This is a genomic window from Streptomyces sp. RLB3-17 (assembly GCF_007113425.2).
Taxonomy (GTDB): domain Bacteria; phylum Actinomycetota; class Actinomycetes; order Streptomycetales; family Streptomycetaceae; genus Streptomyces; species Streptomyces mirabilis_D.
The window spans coordinates 4210010-4228155 of record NZ_CP041610.2; the positions used below are offsets into that span (position 1 = coordinate 4210010).

Annotated in this window: 12 protein-coding genes; 3 read left to right on the forward strand and 9 right to left on the reverse strand. The window is 71.1% G+C overall.

Annotated elements, in window-relative coordinates:
• The first annotated feature begins 60 nt into the window (after positions 1-60).
• The gene (gene galE / locus FNV62_RS19380) at positions 61-1032 is read left to right on the forward strand and encodes a UDP-glucose 4-epimerase GalE (RefSeq protein WP_054231930.1); all 972 of its coding nucleotides are present in this window, start codon (positions 61-63) and stop codon (positions 1030-1032) included.
• Positions 1033-1317: 285 nt separating this feature from the next.
• Here the strand turns inward: galE and obgE are convergent, their stop codons facing one another.
• From obgE to FNV62_RS19415, 7 genes are all read right to left on the reverse strand, one after another.
• Positions 1318-2754, reverse strand: a complete 1437-nt coding sequence (gene obgE, locus FNV62_RS19385; RefSeq protein ID WP_054231929.1) for a GTPase ObgE — start codon at positions 2752-2754, stop codon at positions 1318-1320.
• A 132-nt stretch (positions 2755-2886) separates the two neighbouring features.
• The gene (gene rpmA / locus FNV62_RS19390; RefSeq protein ID WP_028802588.1) at positions 2887-3141 is read right to left on the reverse strand and encodes a 50S ribosomal protein L27; all 255 of its coding nucleotides are present in this window, start codon (positions 3139-3141) and stop codon (positions 2887-2889) included.
• Between the two features lie 14 nt (positions 3142-3155).
• Positions 3156-3476 carry a 50S ribosomal protein L21 gene (rplU, locus tag FNV62_RS19395; protein WP_054231928.1) on the reverse strand — a complete coding sequence of 107 codons (321 nt, stop codon included), beginning with the start codon at positions 3474-3476 and terminating at the stop codon, positions 3156-3158.
• Between the two features lie 259 nt (positions 3477-3735).
• Positions 3736-7791, reverse strand: a complete 4056-nt coding sequence (locus tag FNV62_RS19400; RefSeq protein WP_144315453.1) for an Rne/Rng family ribonuclease — start codon at positions 7789-7791, stop codon at positions 3736-3738.
• Positions 7792-8052: 261 nt separating this feature from the next.
• A complete protein-coding gene (locus FNV62_RS19405; RefSeq protein ID WP_143601616.1) occupies positions 8053-8829 on the reverse strand; it encodes a TIGR03936 family radical SAM-associated protein in 777 nt (258 codons plus the stop codon).
• 48 nt (positions 8830-8877) lie between these two features.
• Complete coding sequence (locus FNV62_RS19410) at positions 8878-10074, reverse strand: hypothetical protein (RefSeq protein WP_143608057.1); 1197 nt, start codon at positions 10072-10074, stop codon at positions 8878-8880.
• Between the two features lie 115 nt (positions 10075-10189).
• The gene (locus tag FNV62_RS19415; RefSeq protein ID WP_205522254.1) at positions 10190-12352 is read right to left on the reverse strand and encodes a restriction endonuclease; all 2163 of its coding nucleotides are present in this window, start codon (positions 12350-12352) and stop codon (positions 10190-10192) included.
• 208 nt (positions 12353-12560) lie between these two features.
• Between FNV62_RS19415 and FNV62_RS19420 the strand changes: the two genes are divergently transcribed.
• Positions 12561-13145 (forward strand): TerD family protein, encoded by a 585-nt coding sequence (locus FNV62_RS19420; protein ID WP_054231923.1) that lies wholly within the window; start codon positions 12561-12563, stop codon positions 13143-13145.
• Between the two features lie 112 nt (positions 13146-13257).
• On the opposite strand, the gene FNV62_RS19425 is transcribed toward FNV62_RS19420, so the two are convergent.
• On the reverse strand, positions 13258-15894 hold the full coding sequence (locus tag FNV62_RS19425) for an amino acid permease (RefSeq protein WP_164331704.1): 2637 nt from the start codon (positions 15892-15894) through the stop codon (positions 13258-13260).
• 433 nt (positions 15895-16327) lie between these two features.
• Positions 16328-16936 carry a TetR/AcrR family transcriptional regulator gene (locus FNV62_RS19430; protein WP_143601618.1) on the reverse strand — a complete coding sequence of 203 codons (609 nt, stop codon included), beginning with the start codon at positions 16934-16936 and terminating at the stop codon, positions 16328-16330.
• 128 nt (positions 16937-17064) lie between these two features.
• On the opposite strand from FNV62_RS19430, the gene FNV62_RS19435 reads away from it, so the two are divergent.
• A complete protein-coding gene (locus FNV62_RS19435) occupies positions 17065-17826 on the forward strand; it encodes an SDR family NAD(P)-dependent oxidoreductase (RefSeq protein ID WP_143654999.1) in 762 nt (253 codons plus the stop codon).
• Positions 17827-18146 lie beyond the last annotated feature (320 nt).

Consider the following 18146-nt stretch of genomic DNA (forward strand, 5'->3'; position numbering starts at 1 on the left):
GATTTTCCCGGCCCCAGAGACCAGTCTGAACACACTGACCGCAGCAAAGGAGATGTGACGATGAGCTGGCTGGTAACAGGTGGCGCCGGATACATCGGCGCGCACGTCACACGCGCCCTGATCGAGGGCGGTGAGCGCGTCGTGGTGTACGACGATCTGTCGACCGGCAATGCCGACCGCGTGCCCGCCGGCGTTCCGCTGGTCGTCGGCAGTGTGCTGGACGCCACCCGGCTCGAGAAGACGATTCGTGACCATGCTGTGACCGGTGTGGTGCACATCGCGGCCAAGAAGCAGGTCGGCGAATCCGTGGAACGACCGCTTCACTACTACCGCGAGAACGTCACCGGACTCCAGACCCTGCTGGAGGCCATGACCGCCACCGGTGTCGCCCGGCTCGTCTTCTCCTCGTCCGCCGCGGTCTACGGCATGCCGGACGTGGACCTCGTCACCGAGGACACTCCCTGCGTGCCCATGAGCCCGTACGGGGAGAGCAAGTTGATCGGCGAGTGGCTGATCGGCGCCGCCGCACGCGCCCACGGGATCCGGGCCGCCTCGCTGCGCTACTTCAACGTCGCCGGGGCAGCCGGTCCCGAACTCGCCGACACCGGCGTCTTCAACCTCATCCCCATGGTCTTCGAACGCCTGCAGGCCGGTGAGGCCCCGCGGATCTTCGGCGCCGACTACAACACGCCTGACGGCACCTGCGTGCGTGACTACATCCACGTCCAGGACATCGCCTCCGCCCACCTCGCGGCGGCCCGCCGTCTTCAGGACGCTCCCGCGGCAACCTCACTCGTCCTCAACATCGGCCGGGGCGAGGGCAGTTCCGTCCGCGAGATGGTGGACCGCATCCTCAAGCTCACCGGCCATGACGACGCGGTCCCCGAGGTCACGGAACGCCGCCCCGGCGACCCCGCCCGGGTCGTGGCCTCCGCCGACCGTATTCACCAGGAACTCGGATGGTCGGCCCGCCACGGCTTGGACGAGATGATCGAGTCCGCGTGGCAGGGGTGGCAGCACCGGCACCCGTGAGCCGACGGACGGGCCAGGGTGCCGGCGGCGAGCCCGGCGCCCTTGGTCCTGTCGTCACATTCCCGTCGTCCGCCCGGAGGGCGGGCCCTGCGGCGTCAGGTGCGTCCTCTCGGCGTGCCGGGCACAGGCCCTCGTACTGGATGTACTTGGGTCTGTGCCCGGTGCGGCGAAGGGGGTCCCTCCCTGTTCGAGCGAAGCCGAGAACTTGGGGGCGCGCGCATGGCGTCGCGGGGCAGACGGGAATGTGACGACAGGGCCTAGGCCCGTCCAGGCATCCGGCGCCCCTTAGAACGGCTCGAAGTCGTCGTACTCCTTGTCCGCGTCGTCCCGCTCCGCCTGCTTGTCGCGGCGGCGCTGCGCGGCGGGCCGCGGGACGTCGAGGCGGTGGTCCTCACCACGGCGGCCGAGCATCTCCGCGCCGGCCATGACGGTGGGCTCCCAGTCGAAGACGACCGCGTTCTCCTCGGGGCCGATGGCGACGCCGTCGCCCGAGCGGGCACCCGCCTTCATCAGCTCCGCCTCGACGCCGAGACGGTTGAGACGGTCGGCGAGGTAGCCGACGGCCTCGTCGTTGTTGAAGTCGGTCTGGCGGACCCAGCGTTCGGGCTTCTCGCCGCGCACGCGGTAGAGGCCGTCCTCCTCCTGGACCACGGTGAAGCCGGCGTCGTCGACCGCCTTCGGGCGGATGACGATCCGGGTCGCCTCCTCCTTGGGCCTCGCGGCACGCGCCGTGCCGACCAGCTCGGCGAGCGCGAAGGACAGCTCCTTCAGGCCCATGTGCGCAACCGCCGACACCTCGAAGACGCGGTAGCCGCGGGCCTCCAGGTCGGGGCGGACCATCTCGGCGAGATCCTTGCCGTCCGGCACGTCGATCTTGTTGAGGACGACGATGCGCGGACGGTTGCCGAGGCCGCCGTACTGCTTCAGCTCTTCCTCGATGATGTCGAGGTCGGTGACCGGGTCGCGCTCGGACTCCAGGGTCGCCGTGTCCAGCACGTGGACCAGCACGCTGCAGCGCTCGACGTGACGGAGGAACTCGAGACCGAGGCCCTTGCCCTGGCTCGCGCCGGGGATGAGGCCGGGCACGTCCGCGATCGTGTAGACCGTCTCGCCCGCCGTCACCACGCCCAGGTTGGGGACGAGGGTCGTGAAGGGGTAGTCCGCGATCTTCGGCTTGGCGGCCGACAGGACGGAGATGAGGGACGACTTGCCGGCGCTCGGGTAGCCGACGAGGGCCACGTCCGCGACGGTCTTCAGCTCCAGGACGATGTCCTGGAAGTCACCGGGGACACCGAGCAGCGCGAAGCCGGGCGCCTTGCGGCGGGCCGAGGCCAGCGCCGCGTTGCCGAGGCCACCGCGACCGCCCTGTGCGGCGACGTACGACGTGCCGTGGCCGACGAGGTCCGCGAGGACGTTGCCCGCCTTGTCGAGGACGACCGTGCCGTCCGGCACCGGCAGGATCAGGTCCTGGCCGTCCTTGCCGGAGCGGTTGCCGCCCTCACCGGGCTTGCCGTTGGTGGCGCTGCGGTGCGGCTTGTGGTGGTAGTCGAGCAGCGTGGTCACGGACTGGTCGACGACCAGCATCACGTCACCGCCCCGGCCGCCATTGCCGCCGTCCGGGCCGCCGAGCGGCTTGAACTTCTCCCGGTGTACGGAGGCACAGCCGTGGCCTCCGCTACCCGCGGCGACGTTCAGCTCGACGCGGTCCACGAAGGTGGTCATGGGATGTGCCTCCAGTTACGTACGAAAGTCCTGCGCAGCCCTGTATGCCACAGAGCCGCTTCTATTCAAAACACGCGAAAGGCGGACCCGCTTCCCGTACGGGAAGTGAGGTCCGCCTCGCGAAAGAACCGGTCAGGCGACCGGAACGATGTTCACGACCTTGCGGCCACGGTGGGTACCGAACTCCACCGCACCGGCGTCAAGGGCGAACAGCGTGTCGTCCTTGCCACGGCCGACGCCGTTGCCCGGGTGGAAGTGGGTGCCGCGCTGGCGGACCAGGATCTCACCGGCGTTGACGACCTGACCGCCGAAGCGCTTCACGCCGAGCCGCTGAGCATTGGAGTCGCGACCGTTCCGAGTGGACGATGCGCCCTTCTTGTGTGCCATCTCTCCTCAGTCCCTTACTTCGCAGCCGCGGGGATCTCAGTGACCTTGATCGCCGTGTACTGCTGGCGGTGGCCCTGACGACGGCGGTAACCGGTCTTGTTCTTGTAGCGAAGGATGTCGATCTTGACGCCCTTGTGGTGGTCCACGATCTCGGCCTGGACCTTGATGCCGGCAAGGACCCACGGGTCGCTGGTCACGGCGTCGCCGTCGACAACGAGCAGGGTCGAGAGCTCGACCGTGTCGCCAACCTTGGCAGTGGGAATCTTGTCAACCTCAACGATGTCGCCGACAGCAACCTTGTGCTGGCGACCACCGCTGCGCACGATGGCGTACACGCGGATCTCTCTCTCGCTCGGAACGGAACCCCGCAGTCCAGCCACGCGCTGCGCGAGCGGCCTCTCCCGAAGCGCACGGCATGCGAACACGCACGACACGCAGAATTCCGGGAGGAAGAGGTTTACGGGGTGCGGCGCGTCAGGGGACACGCCGACGGTCTAGGTTACGGGGCCCGGCTTGAGGGGTCAAACCGGGCCACCGTCATGCGGTCGGAGCCGCGGAGGGACCGACTTCCGTCAGCCCTCCGCCGGTTCCGCGTCAGTCCTCGGTGGTCGCCGAGACTGTCGAACGGTCCTGCTGCTCGGCCGCCGCGGTCTTCTTCGCGGTGGTCTTGGCGGCCGTCTTCTTCGCGGTCGCCTTCTTGGCCGTGGCCTTCTTGGCGACCGTCTTCTTGGCAGCGGTCTTCTTGGTGGCGGCCTTCTTCGCCGTCGCCTTCTTGGCCGTCTTACGGGCGGCCGTCTTCTTGGCCGGGGCCGGGGCCTCGGTGTCCGTCTCGACCGCGGTCTCGGCCGCCGTCTCGACCGCCTCAGGGGCCTCGACCGGCTCCGCCGAGGCCGACGGGACGACCACGACGGCCGCCTCCTCGGACGCGGTGGGCGCGGTGGCCTTGCGGACGGCGCGACGACGCGGGCGGGCCGGCGCGGCGCTCTCGGCGGGCACCTCGGCGACCGGCTCGGGCTGCGGCTCGACGACCTCGGCGGCGGCCTCCGGCACGGGAGCCGCGACCGGCTCCGTGACCGTCACCACGGCCTCTTCCGCCGCCTTCGGGGAACCGGCCGGAGCCGACACCTTGCGGGTGGCGCGACGACGCGTACGGCCCTTGGGAGCGGCCTCGTCCTCCGGTACGGCGACCACGGGGGCCGCAGCGGCCGGCGCGACCTCGGGAGCCTCGGCGACCGGCGCCGCGACGACCGGGTCCTCGACCGCGACCGGCTCGGACTCGGCAGCCTCGTGGGACGTCAGAGCCCGCTCGGTCCGCTCGGCCCGCTCCTCACGGCGGCCCCGGGGAGCACGCTCCTCGGCCTTCGGCGCACCCGCGGGAGCCGACACGCGCCGGGTCGCCCGGCGCCGCGAACGGCCGCCACGGGAAGCCGCGGCCTCCGCCTCGGCGGCGCTGCTGTACAGCTCCTCGTCCGGCTGGAACTCCTGCTCGACCAGAGCGACGGGCGCGGCGACCTCGGCGGCCACCTCGGCCTCGCTCTCGACCGTCTCCGGCTCCTCCGCGATCTCGTGCGTGTGCTCGAGCTCGTGGTCGGGCTGCTCGGCACCACGGCCGCGCTTCTTGCGCTTGCCGCCGCCTCCGACCGAGGTCGGCTGCTCCATGTGCACGATCACGCCACGGCCGTTGCAGTGGACGCAGGTCTCCGAGAAGGACTCCAGCAGACCCTGGCCGACACGCTTGCGCGTCATCTGCACCAGGCCCAGCGAGGTCACCTCGGCGACCTGGTGCTTCGTACGGTCGCGTCCCAGGCACTCCAGGAGGCGCCGCAGCACCAGGTCCCGGTTGGACTCCAGGACCATGTCGATGAAGTCGATGACGACGATGCCGCCCAGGTCGCGCAGCCGCAGCTGGCGCACGATCTCCTCGGCCGCCTCCAGGTTGTTCCTGGTCACGGTCTCTTCGAGGTTGCCGCCCTGACCGGTGAACTTGCCGGTGTTGACGTCGACCACGACCATGGCCTCGGTCTTGTCGATCACCAGCGAACCGCCGCTGGGCAGCCAGACCTTGCGGTCCAGGGCCTTCATCAGCTGCTCGTCGATGCGGTACGTCGCGAAGACGTCGACCTCGGAGGTCCACTTCGACAGGCGGTCGGCCAGGTCGGGCGCGACGTGGGACACGTACCCGTGGATGGTCTCCCACGCCTCGTCGCCGCTGACGATGACCTTGGTGAAGTCCTCGTTGAAGATGTCGCGGACGACACGGACGGTCATGTCCGGCTCGCCGTACAGCAGGGACGGCGCGTTCGAGCTGCCGCCGCTCTTCGCCTTCTTCTGGATGTCCTCCCACTGCGCCTGCAGGCGCTCGACATCGCGGCTCAGCTCGTCCTCGCTCGCTCCCTCGGCGGCGGTGCGCACGATGACGCCCGCGTCCTCGGGGACGATCTTCTTGAGGATGGTCTTCAGGCGCGCGCGCTCGGTGTCGGGCAGCTTGCGGCTGATGCCGGTCATCGAGCCCTCGGGCACGTAGACCAGGTAGCGGCCGGGCAGGGAGACCTGGCTGGTGAGGCGGGCGCCCTTGTGGCCGATCGGGTCCTTGGTGACCTGCACGAGGACCGACTGGCCGGACTTCAGCGCGCTCTCGATGCGGCGCGGCCCGTTGGCCATGCCGAGCGCCTCGAAGTTGACCTCACCGGCGTAGAGCACGGCGTTGCGGCCCTTGCCGATGTCGATGAAGGCGGCCTCCATCGACGGCAGCACGTTCTGGACCTTGCCCAGGTAGACGTTGCCGACGTACGAGGTCGACTGCTCCTTGTTGACGTAGTGCTCGACGAGCACGTTGTCCTCGAGGACGCCGATCTGGGTGCGCTCGCCGCTCTGGCGGACGACCATCACGCGCTCGACGGCCTCACGGCGGGCCAGGAACTCGGCCTCGGTGATGATCGGAACACGACGGCGGCCCTGCTCGCGCCCTTCCCGGCGGCGCTGCTTCTTGGCCTCCAGGCGGGTCGAGCCCTTGATGGATTGCACCTCGTCGGACGGGTGCTCGTCCTTCTTGCCGCGCGGCTCGCGGACCTTGACGACCGTGCGCTCGGGGTCGTTCTCGCCGGGCTCGGCCTCGGGGCCGGAGTCACCGGCGCGACGACGGCGCCGACGGCGGCGACGGCTGCTGCTGGAGCCGGAACCGCCCGGCTCGTCGCGCTCGTCCGCCTCCTCGGCGTCCTCCTCGGCCTGCTCGGCGGTGTCCTCGGCGTCCTGCGCGGCCTGCTCGGCGGCGTACTCGTCGTCGCCGGCCTCACCGTCCGCCTCGGCGGACTCGCCGCGGCGACGGCGACGGCCACCACGACGGCGACGGCGGCGCGAGCCCGCGGACTCCTCCTCGGACTCGTCGTCCTCGGCGCCGTCCTCGACGTCCTCGGCGGACTCGTCGGGCTCCTCCACCTCGTCGACGGGCTCCGCGACCGGGGCCGCGGGCGCCTCCTCGACGGCCCGGCGGCGACGGCGACGGCGTCCGCCGGTCTCCTCCTCGACGGCCACGGGTGCCTCGACGACCTCTTCGGCCTGGGGGGCCTCGGCGGTCTCGGCGGCCACTTCCGCCGCCTCGGCGGCAGCCGCGGCGGCGGCCCGCTCCGGCGTCTGGAACATCGGCTCGGTGAACACGGGGGCCTGGAACACGGCGACGGCCGGACGCGCGGGCCGTCGCGCGGACTCGGCCTCCTTCGGCGCGGGGGCGGAGAAACCGACAGCGGCCTTGCGCGTGGCGCGGCGGCGGGTCCGGCGCGGGGCGCCGTCCTCGGCGGTCTCGGCCTCGGCCGCGGGCTTGGTCTCGGCCTCCGCGGCGGGCCTGGTCTCGGCCTCGGGCTTGCTCTCGCTGGGGCTGGTCTCGCTGGTCACGGGCGCCTCCACACGCTCGTCGGCGGCGTCGCCCTCGGGCGCACCGGCGGGCGCGGAGACGCGCCGGGTGGCGCGACGACGGGTGGTGCGGCGGGGTGCGGCGTCCTCGGTGGCGGGGGCCTCTTCGGCCTGCGCCTCGACGGGCTCCCTGACGACCTCGGGGGTCTCAGTGACCTCAGGGGCCTCGGGGGTCTGAGCGGTCTCGGCCGCCTTGGGCGCACCGGTCGGCGCGGAGGCACGACGGGTCGCACGACGACGCGGACGGGCGGCGGGCGCCGCCTCCTCCTCGACGGCGGGGGCCGCTTCGGCAGCGGGCGCCTCTTCGACCTGGGCCTCGGCCTCGGCGGGCGCGGACACCACGGACTCCGTGGCCCGGGCCGCCTCGGCCGTCACCGGTGCACCGGCGGGCGCGGACGCCCGGCGGGTGGCGCGGCGACGCGTACGGCGCGGAGCGGCGTCCTCGGCGGGCTCGACCGGCTCGGCGGCAGCGGCCTGGGCCACCGCTTCCTCCACCGTCTCTTGGGTTTCTTCGGTCTCGAGAGCCTCGGGGGCCTCGACGACCTCGGCGGCGGCCATGGCCTCGGCGGATGCCACCGGCGGTATGGCCGGAGCCGTGGTCTCGGCCACGGACTGGGACTCGGCCGCGCCCGTGGGCGGGCCGGCCGGACGCGACGCCGCACGGCGGCGGCGCCGCGGCGGCAGGGTGTCGCTCGGAGTGTTGTTGTTGTCGGAACCCTCAGTGGGTTCGGTCGGCTCGAGCATGCGGGTGGATCTCCCGTCAGGCTCCCGGGCGCCGCGCCTGGTCCGGCAGTGCCGGTGACGTCCGCGGCTCGCGCGATGCGCGGTGCCGCCGTCCGGGGCGCGGGCGCCGCACGGGAGCTCTCTGTGTCCTGTCTCGCCGGTTCCGTACGCCATGTGTGCGTACGGCCTGGCGAAAGTCTTCTGGTCGGTGCGCTGCCCGACCCAGGTGGCTCCCGGATCCGAGGGCGGCGCTACGACGTCCGTCCTTACGCGGGACCTTCCTTACGCCGACGCCTTCGCGGCGGCAGTTTCGGTGGCCCCTGTGCGATCGGCTGGGGCGGCCATGACTGCCTCGCGGTCGGGCGCGAGCGGGTCGGTCACCGTGCCGGTCTCTTCATCGAACAGCCCCTGCGCCAGCCTGGTCACCGCTGCGGCGACCGGCGGCGCCAGGTCGGCCACGGCGCGAAGACCGGACAGGACGTCGTCGGGTCGTACGGCAGGCGTCACGTGCCGAACAACCAGGCGCAGTATCGCACAGGGCTGGTCGGTCGGCCTATCAGCCTGCGGACTGTGCGCCTCGAGGCTCGCCACGGCACCGCGGGCGTCGAAGGTGCGCATCCCGTTCTTGGTCCTGCGCTGGACTTCCACCGTGTCGGCCGACTTGAAGGCGTCGACCGCGCGCTCCGCGTCCTCGGGCGCCACGCCGTCGAGGCGCAGCTCCCACACGGACGCGGTGAGCCGGTCGGCGAGACCCGAGGTGCGGGCCTCGACCGCCTCGATGATGTCGAGCCCCACGGGCATCGACTCGTCGAGGAGCTCACGCAGCTTTTGTGGGTCACGCGTCTGGGTGAGCGCGATCTCCAGGTACTCCGCCTCGCTGCCTGTGCCGGTGGGTGCGGCATTGGCGTACGACACCTTCGGATGCGGTGTGAACCCCGCCGAGTACGCCATCGGCACCTCGGCACGGCGCAACGCACGCTCGAAGGCGCGCTGGAAGTCACGGTGGCTGGTGAACCGGAGGCGGCCGCGCTTGGTGTAGCGCAGTCGGATGCGCTGCACCGCGGGTGCGGGCGGCGGGCCTTCGGGCTGTCGCTTGCCCAGTGTCGTTCAGTCCTTCGTGAGAGCGGTCGTACTGCTACCTAGAGTACGTGTCCCGACGGCTCCAGGTTCCCGCCGGTCCTTCGCCAGGGGCACCCGCTCGGGCTCCCGGGGCGTACCGAAGAGCATGCGGCGGATGTCCGCGCGGGTCTGCCGCGCCGACTCGCGGGCGGCGGCCAGGGCCTGCCGTGTCACACGGCCCACGCCACGCGCGGCCTCGGCGGCGGGCCGCAGGACCGTGTCCCGGACGAGGTGTCCGACCGGCGTCAGCACGCTGCGGTACACCCAGCGCACGGGCTCCACGAAGATCCACCGGAAGAGTCGTCCGAGGAACCGGCCGACGGCGAGCGAAAGGTGTCCGGCCACCCGCCAGGCGTGTCCGAGCGCGTCCCCGACCTCCCGCGCGACGACGGCGAGGACCCGCCCGACCGGCACGAGCACCCAGCGCCACAGGGCGAGCGCGGGCAGCACGAGCAGGACGCGCAGGGTCCAGTAGAGCGCGGCGCCGATCCCGGTGAAGATCATCCGTACGAGCCACCCGAGTCCGCGCGCCGCCCACGCGATCGCCCGTCCGACGGGCGCGAGGATCCACTCGTACAACCACAGCGCCGGTACGACGATCAGATGGCGGACCAGCCAGGCCACGACCCGGTACACCCCGAGCGCGACCGCCCCGAACCCGATCCCCAGGCCCCTGAGCAGCCAGGCGACGGCCCGCCCGACGGGGGTCAGCACGCGGGCGTACACCCAGGCGAGTACGGCGCCGATGCCGCGGAGCACCCAGGCGAACCCGGCGCCGAGACCTCGTAGGACCCAGGCGAACCCGGCGCCGACGCCCCGCGCCACCCAGGCGATCGCGTGTCCGACCGGCGTGAGCACCGTCTCGTACATCCACACGGCGGGCACCACGAGCGACACGTACCCGAGCCACGCCAGCGCCTTGCCGACCGGCACCACGGCGTACCGCCACAGCGTCACCCACGGCCAGACGAACACCGCCCACGCCACCCACTGGAGCACCCGCCCCACGGGGCGCAGCACGGTGTCCCGCAGAAACCTTCCGCCGACCACCAGGGCGTCCCACAGCATGCGCACCGGCACGACGAGCACGAGGACGACGATCCGCACGGGCAGGCGGATCGCGACCGTGAGGCACCCCTCGGCCGGTACTGCGGGTCGCTCAGCAGGCGACTTTTCCAGATCCATACCGACGTAGACGCCTCAGGGCACCATCTGGATGCACGCTCCTGAGGCCGGTTGCGCTCCCGTCGAAACTCCTGGCGGTCGCGCCGTCGTGCCCGGTCCGGAAACAGTCGGGGGGTCAGTCCACTTCGATGCCGTACTCCCTGATGAGCTCTTCCAGGCCGCCCGTATACCCCTTGCCGCCGACCACGAAGTCCCAGTCGCCGCCCGTACGACGGCGGAAGGACCCGAGGACCAGCGCGGTCTCGTGGGCGCGGCCGTCGGACACGTCGAGTCGGCCGAGCTCGGTCCCCGATCGGTCCAGCAGCCGGATGCCCGCCTCGGTGAAGCCGGACAGATCGGCTCCGGGGTTGGCCTCCGGGTCGACCGCCGCGACGAGCACGAGTCGGTCGGCCCGCTCCGGCAGGGCGTCGAACGACACCCGGATGGCCGCCTTGTCCGGTGCGGTGGCGGCGAGCGCGCGGACCGTGCCGTCGGGGGTCCGGGGATTGTTGAAGAAGACGAAGTGGTCGTCGCTCAGGGCCCGGTTGCCGTGGCAGACGAGCGCGCACACGTCCAGGGCGACCTGGCCGGTCCAGAACATGCCGAGCCTGTTCCAGTCGTCCCCGCCGTCCCTCTGGTCCCCCTCGTCCCCGCCTTCCCTCTCGTCCACCGCGTCCGGCGTGCGGGAAGCGGGAAGCGGGCGGCCGGCGTTTCCGAGCCGCCCGCGCAGCCCGTGGCGGTGCAGCAGGTCGACGAGTTCGCCGCCCGCCACGAGTTCCAGGGGCTTGCCGCTGGCGAAGGCGTGCGATCCAGGACCGAAGCCGGAGGTCGTGACGAGAACCCCCTTGTTGGCGCCCGCGTCCTGGACCGTGCCGAACAGGTCCCGGACGGCGGTCGGAGGCACGGTGTTGCGGTAGCGCTTCACCTGGACGACGATCTTGCCGCCGCGGATCGGGGTCGGATCCATCGCGTCGACGTCCACACCGCCGTCGTTCGAACGCTGGGTCGTCACCGCCCGCATGCCCATCGCGCGGAACAGCTCCGCGACCAGCGCCTCGAAGGCGATCGGATCCATCTCGTACAGATCCGGCTCGTCCAGGTCCGGCGCGTTCAGGTCCGCCCCGTCCGGGTTCGCCCCCCGCGCACCCCCGTGGGTGACGACGCCGTTGCCGATGTCCTCGGGGTGGCGGCCCGGACGTACCGCCGCGCGCTGGTCGGGGCGTGCCGACAACTGCCCCCGGAGCCCGTCCACCAGACAGTCGACGGCGTTGACCTGCTCCAGCCGCAGTCGCGCGAAGACGGAACGCGGAGCCATGACGGTGGCGAGGAAGATCCGCGCCTCCCTGCCGGTCGCCGGATCGTGATCGTCCACGAACCCGTTCAGCGCCACCGACTCCAGCACCCCGAACTCGTCCGCCGCGAAGAGCGCGTGCAGCACCAGGAGAACGCACTGCGCCAGTACGTCCCTGTACAGGGCACGGCTCTGCGCCGCCGACCGCGGCGTCTCCTTGTCCTGGTCCGCGGTGGGCATGTACCGCACCGACTTCACCTCGGGGACGACGCCGTACCTGGGCAGCTCCCAGTTCAGCACCAGCTGGCGCGCGGCCGGGTCGTAGGCCGCGGAAACCTGCCGGGGCAGGTCCTCGGGCCATGCGGAGGAGGCGTAGAGGGCCGCGGAGAAGTACTCCACCGTGGCGTCGGGGTCGCCGTCGCGCAGCCCCGCCGTCATCTCGGACACGGCGGCGTTGTGCCGGCCGACCTCCGCCTGCTGGGCCTCGGCCCGCCGCTGGTACTCCCGCTGGTAGGCGGCCAGTTGCTGCTGCCGACGGGCTTCCGCCGCCTGCGCGGCCTCCCGGTCACGCTCGAAGCGGGCCCGCGCGTCCGCCTGCGCCTGGGCACGCCGGCCGGCGCCGAGCCCCCAACCGCCCTGGGCCTGGTAGTGGTTCGGATCAGGCATGGGCGTCGGATGCGCCAGCGGCCCCGGAGCGAAGGGCTCGACCCGCTGGGAACGGGTGAGCATGGCGGCCCGGAACGCGGGCGCCCGGCATCCGGCGGCCAGCAGGCCCTGCAAGGAGGCGACCCGGGACTCCAACTCCTCGGTACGCCGCCGCGCCTCGGCCTCCCGCTGCTGTCGGTAGGCCGCCCGCTGTTCCTGTCGGCCGCGCGCCAACTCCCTCTGGAAGGCGCGCTCTTGTCGCTCCTGATCCCGCTGCTGTCTGGACTGCGCCGCCAACTGGCGCTGCTGCTGACGCTGTGCCTCAGCCCAGATACCGACCAACCCACTGGAGCGACGACTCATGCTCTACAGGCCCTCCCCCGGAACTTCGGCGCCCTGCCACCGCACCGCCCCGGCCCCACAACCAGCAGTGATCACACGACTCTAGTCGGCGATCAGTGCCTCATGTATCCCCTTGTCCGCTTATGAAGGGACCCCTGCCGAGGAACCACCGCAAGCTCCATGCACACTTTGCCTGTCGCAGTCCCGCCTCCAAGAGGATGATCCACGCATGATTACGCTCACCAAAGAAGACGGCCCGGCGGATCTGGACGGAGTCACCCATCTGTCCATCGGAGTGTCCTGGGATCCCACCGCGGGCAGCAGCGGTGGAGTGATGGGCGTACTCCGCCGCAAAACCGGCACCGACCTGGACCTGATCGCCATCGCGCTGCAGGGCATGGACCCGGTGCGCCTGGCGGGCCTCGACTCGCTCGACCCCATGGGCAACGGCTCCCTGGTCCACAGCGGTGACAACCAGACCGGGCGCGGGGAGGGCGACGACGAGACGTTGACGGTCGAGTTCGCCCGCATACCGCCCAACATCACGTCGATCGTGTTCATCGCCGCGGCCTTCAAGAAGGGCAGCTCCTTCCAGAAGGCCCGCAACATCAGCTTCAAGGTGTACGACGCGACCGGCGGCACCACTCAGCAGGTCGCCGACATCTGGCCGAGCCTGCTCACCCAGGACAACGGGTGCGCCGTGGCCAAGGCCGTTCGGGTCGACGGCAACTGGAAGCTCGAGGTCATCAACGTGACCGGGAAGATCAAGCAGGGTGACGAGCACGCCCTGATGCGCTTCGCCGTCAGCAAGTAGTCGGCCATCAGTACGTAGTCCGCCGTCAGCATCACCACGTAGTCCGCCATCAGCACGTGGGACGAGGTACCCGGGGTCCTGTAGGACCCCGGGTACTACATGCGGTCGAGTGCTACGGGCCGTCCGCCGGCGGCAGGTCCTGCTCGGTCCAGATCGTCTTGCCGGTGGGTGTGTAGCGCGTGCCCCAGTGGTGGGTCATCTGCGCGATGATGAACAGCCCCCGGCCTCCCTCGTCGTCGTTCGCGGCGTGCCGCAGATTGGGCGTGGTGTGGCCGGTGTCGGAGACTTCGCAGATCAGGGTCCGGTCGCGGATCAGGCGTACCTGGATCGGGCCGCCGACGTAGCGGATGGCGTTGGTGACCAGTTCGCTGACGATGAGCTCGCTGGCGAACGTCAGGTCGTCCAGCCCCCAGTCGCGGAGCTGCTTGCCGACGGCGGTGCGGATGGTGGCCACCGCCGCCGGGTCCGGGGGCAGCTCCCACTGGGTGAACTGGTTCCGGTCGAGCAGGCGTGTGCGGGCGACCAGCAGCGTCGCGTCCTCGTCCACGGCCCCGGGCAGCAGGGTGGTCACCGCCCGGTCGCACAGCTCTTCCAGAGACGCTCCGCAGTCGGCGAGGACCTGGGACAGCTGCGCGAGTCCTGCGGCACGGCTGTCGGCCGCCTGGAGGAGGCCACCCGTGAAGAGGGCGACGAGACTGCCCGGCGGAAGCTCCAGATCCGTGCTCTGGTAGGGCAGGCCACCGATTCCCAGCGGCGGTCCGGGGGGCAGCTCCGGATGGTCGACAACACCCGTGTGCGGCTCGACGACCACCAGTACCGACTCCCCGGCCCGCGCCAGACTGCACTTCCCCGAGACGGGGTCGTACACCGCGTACAGGCAGGTCACGCCCAGGGCCTCGTCGGCCTGCGGCCTCAGGTGGCCCGGTCCCTGGCCGGCCCCGCGCTCGTGCGCGGTCTGCTCGACCAGGTCGTCCAGACGGGACAGGAGCTCGTCCGGGCTCAGGTCCAGCCGGGCCAGCACGCGCACCCCCGTGCGCAAGCGGCCCATGGTGGCCGCGGCGCGCAGGCCGTGACCGAGCACGTCCCCGACGACCAGGCCGACCCGGGTGCCCGACAGGGGGATGAGGTCGTACCAGTCGCCGCCCACCCCGGACCCGCTGTCGGCGGGCAGGTAACGGCTCGCCGCGTCCACGGCGGCGTGCGGCGGCAGGCGGCCCGGGAGCAGGCTCCGCTGGAGCTTGAGGGCCACGGCATGGCCACGGGTGACCAGCGGCATCAGCAGGAGACCGAGCAGCAGGGCGCCCAGGCCCAGGACGGTGACCCCGCCCGTCCTCCCGATCAGCGGCAGGTCGACGCTGGTCATGCCGTATCCGGGGTCCGCGTAGACGACGAAGGCGGCGTAGAGGAACAACAGGAGCATGATCAGCCCGCCGAGCCCAGGGAACACACCCTTGAAGAGCAGGTCTCTGGCGCTGCGGGTGAGGACCTTGCGGTGGTACCAGACGCAGGCGAAGCCGGTCAGACCGTACTGGAACGCGATCGCGAGACCGACTGCGTCGATCGAGTCGGCCAGGACGTTATGGCTGAACGACGCCAGCAGGACCAGCACGGCGATCGACACCACGCCCATGCCGACGGTTCCCCAGGTCGGGGTGAGGAACCTGCGGTGGACCCGGGCGAACCGGGCGGGGACGGCCTTGTGGACCGCCATGGAGAAGACGGTCCTGGCCAGGGGCAGGATGGTGGTCTCCGCGGAGGCCAACGCCGAGGTCAGCACCATCAGGATCAGCAGTCTCGACAGGAACAGCCCCGTCTCGTCGCTCCCGAACACGGCCGCGCCCAGTCCGGAGAACACGTCGTTCTCGTTGCGCGTGTTGCCGAGCCCGATGCCCGAGGTGCCGACTCCCGCGAACGCCTGCGCCGAAGTGGACACCAGCCCGTACATGATCACGAGCAGCACGGTGGACATGACCGCGGCGCGCCCGGGGACACACCTGCTGTCGACGGTTTCCTCGTTGACCGCGAACGCGGTGTCCCACCCCCAGTAGATGAAGACCCCCGCGAGGATGCCCGAGGTCAGCGCCGTTGCCGAGGGCACCTCGAACGGGTTGAACCAGGAGGCGGAAACGTGGATCGCCGTCGGGGGAGGGTCGGTGTAGACCTTGACCAGCGCGGCGACGGCGAACAGGACCAGCATCACCACTTCCAGGCACAGCAGCCAGCGCTGGACAGCCGCCGAGAACTCGATGCCGACGTAGCAGATCGCGGTCAGCACGACGATCCAGGCGATGCCCGCCACGGTGGTCCACAGCCGGTTCTCCGCCAGTCCGTCCAGGCCCACCAGCCGGAAGCCGTAGGCGGCGGCGACCTCGGCGAGGCTCGCCATGACGATGATGTTGGCGACGATGAGGCCCCAGCCGCCCATCCAGCCGGTGCGCGGTCCGAAGGTGCGGGTGGCCCAAGTGAAGGTGGTCCCGCAGTCGGCGTTGCTCGCGTTCAGCTCCCGGAAGGCGTACGCGACCAGCAGCATCGGGATGAACGCCAGCATGGTGACGATCGGGGCCTGCAGTCCGACCCCGGCCACGATGAGGCCCAGCGTGGCGGCCATGCTGAACGCCGGACCGGTCGAGGCCAGGCCCATGGCCACCGAGGAGAACATGCCCAGGGCGTCGTTCTTGAGCCCTTTCCGGCCGGACCCCGTCCCGGGAGCGGGGCGGCCGGCGGACTCGGCGCCGCCAAAGTGCCTCACACTTGATTCCAACGCCGGGCCGCTCCCCTCCGCAACAGCGCAGGGCCAGCAGAAAGGCCCGTACCGGACTCGGACCCACTCCACCAGTGAGTGGAAGTCCAGCGCTGAGCGGAAGTCCGAGGCACCACTGAGCCCATGTCCGAGGCACCTTGGGCACCGCTGTTGCGGACCGGTGAGGGACGCCACAAATGGGGCCGACCAGTGGCGCGCGAACGCCGAGGGGGCTACCGTCGACAGGGAGAACGACCGGTCTTCCTACCCCCCCGGGGGGATGGCCTCTCGGCCTTCCCGGCAGGGCTGCCTCCATGCGGAGAACTGCCGGTGGGCTCTGGTGCACGTCGAAGAGAGATCAAAGAGTTCCATGAAAGCAACCCGTGCCCCGGCCTGGCCGGGGCCCCGCAGAGGGCCACTGCTTCGTGCGGCCCCACTGGGATCAGCCGTCCGATCGGATGAGCCGGACCGCGTTCAGCAGGGTCTTGTGGGCCGCCGTCGAGTCGTCCAGGTAGCCGGCGGCCATCGCGCCGTCGTACAGCATCAGCAGCGCACCGGCGGCCGACTCCGGGTCGGCGTGGCCGAGCCGGGTGAGCAGATCCTGGAAGAGGGTGCGGATCCAGTTCCGGTGGGACGTCACCAGGCCGCGTACCGGATGGCCTGCGTCCGGGTACTCGGCGGCCGCGTTCATGAACGGCGAGCCGCGAAATCCGCGCTCGCGGGCGTGCTCGGCGACGGCCTCGAAGATCAGGTCGATCGCCTCGGCGGGCGGGTGCCCGGCGGCCAGTGGTTCGGCCACCTCCTTGTAATAGGCGTCCTTGGTCAGCAGGTAGGCCACGACCAGGTCGTCCTTGGAGGCGAAGTGGCGGTAGAAGGTCGCCTTCGTCACCCCGGCCTCGGCGATCAGCCGCTCGACGCCGATCGCACGGACACCCTCGTAGTAGAACAGCCGCGACGCGGCCCGGACCAGGCGTTCGCGAGGCGGTAGTTCTCCCTCGGTCCTGGTCTCTCGACTCGTGCTGTCGGTGGTCTTCTGCCCAGTGCTGCTCACTTCCCCATTGTGCCCTCGGCCCTGCTGCGAGCGGCCTCTGCCCCCGTACGGCCCCACCCACACGGCCGTCCTCCTTCTGTCCCGCACGGCCCGCAGCGGCGTGGCCGTTCATCGAAAGGCTTGAACCCATGAATCGTCGTCTTGAAGGAACCGTCGCCCTGGTCACCGGAGCGTCCAGCGGCATCGGCCACGCCACCGCGTTGGAGCTTGCTCGCGAGGGCGCCTCCGTGGCCCTGGTCGGTCGGCGCGAGGACCGGCTCACCGACCTCGCCGCGGAAATCACCGGCGCCGGCGGCAAGGCCCTGGTCGTGCCCGCCGACATCACCACCGCGCAGGCCGCCGCGGAAGCGGTCGAGCGGACCGTCGAGGGCCTGGGCCGTCTGGACACGCTGGTCAACAACGCCGGCCTCATGCTGCTCGGCCCCGCCCCCAGCGCGGACCTGAACGACTGGCAGCGCATGATCGACATCAACCTCATGGGCCTGATGTACACCGCCCACGCAGCCGTCCCCCACCTGGTCAAGGCCGCCGCCGAGGAGCCGCGTCAGGTCGCCGACATCGTCAACATCGGCTCGCTCGCCGGCCGCAACGCCTACGCCATGTCCGCCGTGTACAGCGCCACCAAGTTCGGCGTCGGTGCCTTCAGCGAGGCACTGCGTCAGGAACTGGCACGCCAGCACGTCCGCGTGTCCGTCATCGAGCCGGGCAGCGTCGACACCGAACTGCGTACGCACAACCCCGACGTCATCCAGCAGCACATCGTCGCCGCCCTGGGCGACATCGAGCGGCTGCAGAGCCAGGACATCGCCGACACCGTCGGCTACATCGTCACCCGCCCCCGGCACGTGGCCGTCGCCGAGCTGCTCGTACGCCCCACCGAGCAGGCCTGAACACCGAGCCCGTGGCCAACTCCGCAGCACACAAGGAGTCGCGATGGCGATGAGGCGGATCCTCGCCGTGGTGACCAACCCGGGCAACGGTGTCCGGGAGGACACTGCCGGTGCCGACGGACGAGGACGCGAAGCTCCGACCGCAGCCGGCGCGGCAGCCACCTCCTCCCTCACATCAGTGCGCGTGACTACTCGAAGCCGGCGTCGGACCAGCGTTCTCGACCGTCAGCGGCAGAAGCTTCCTGCCCGTCGGGCCGATCTGGATGCTGGTGTCCATCTGGGGGTGGACACCCCCTCACCGCCGCTGCCTGACCGTCTTG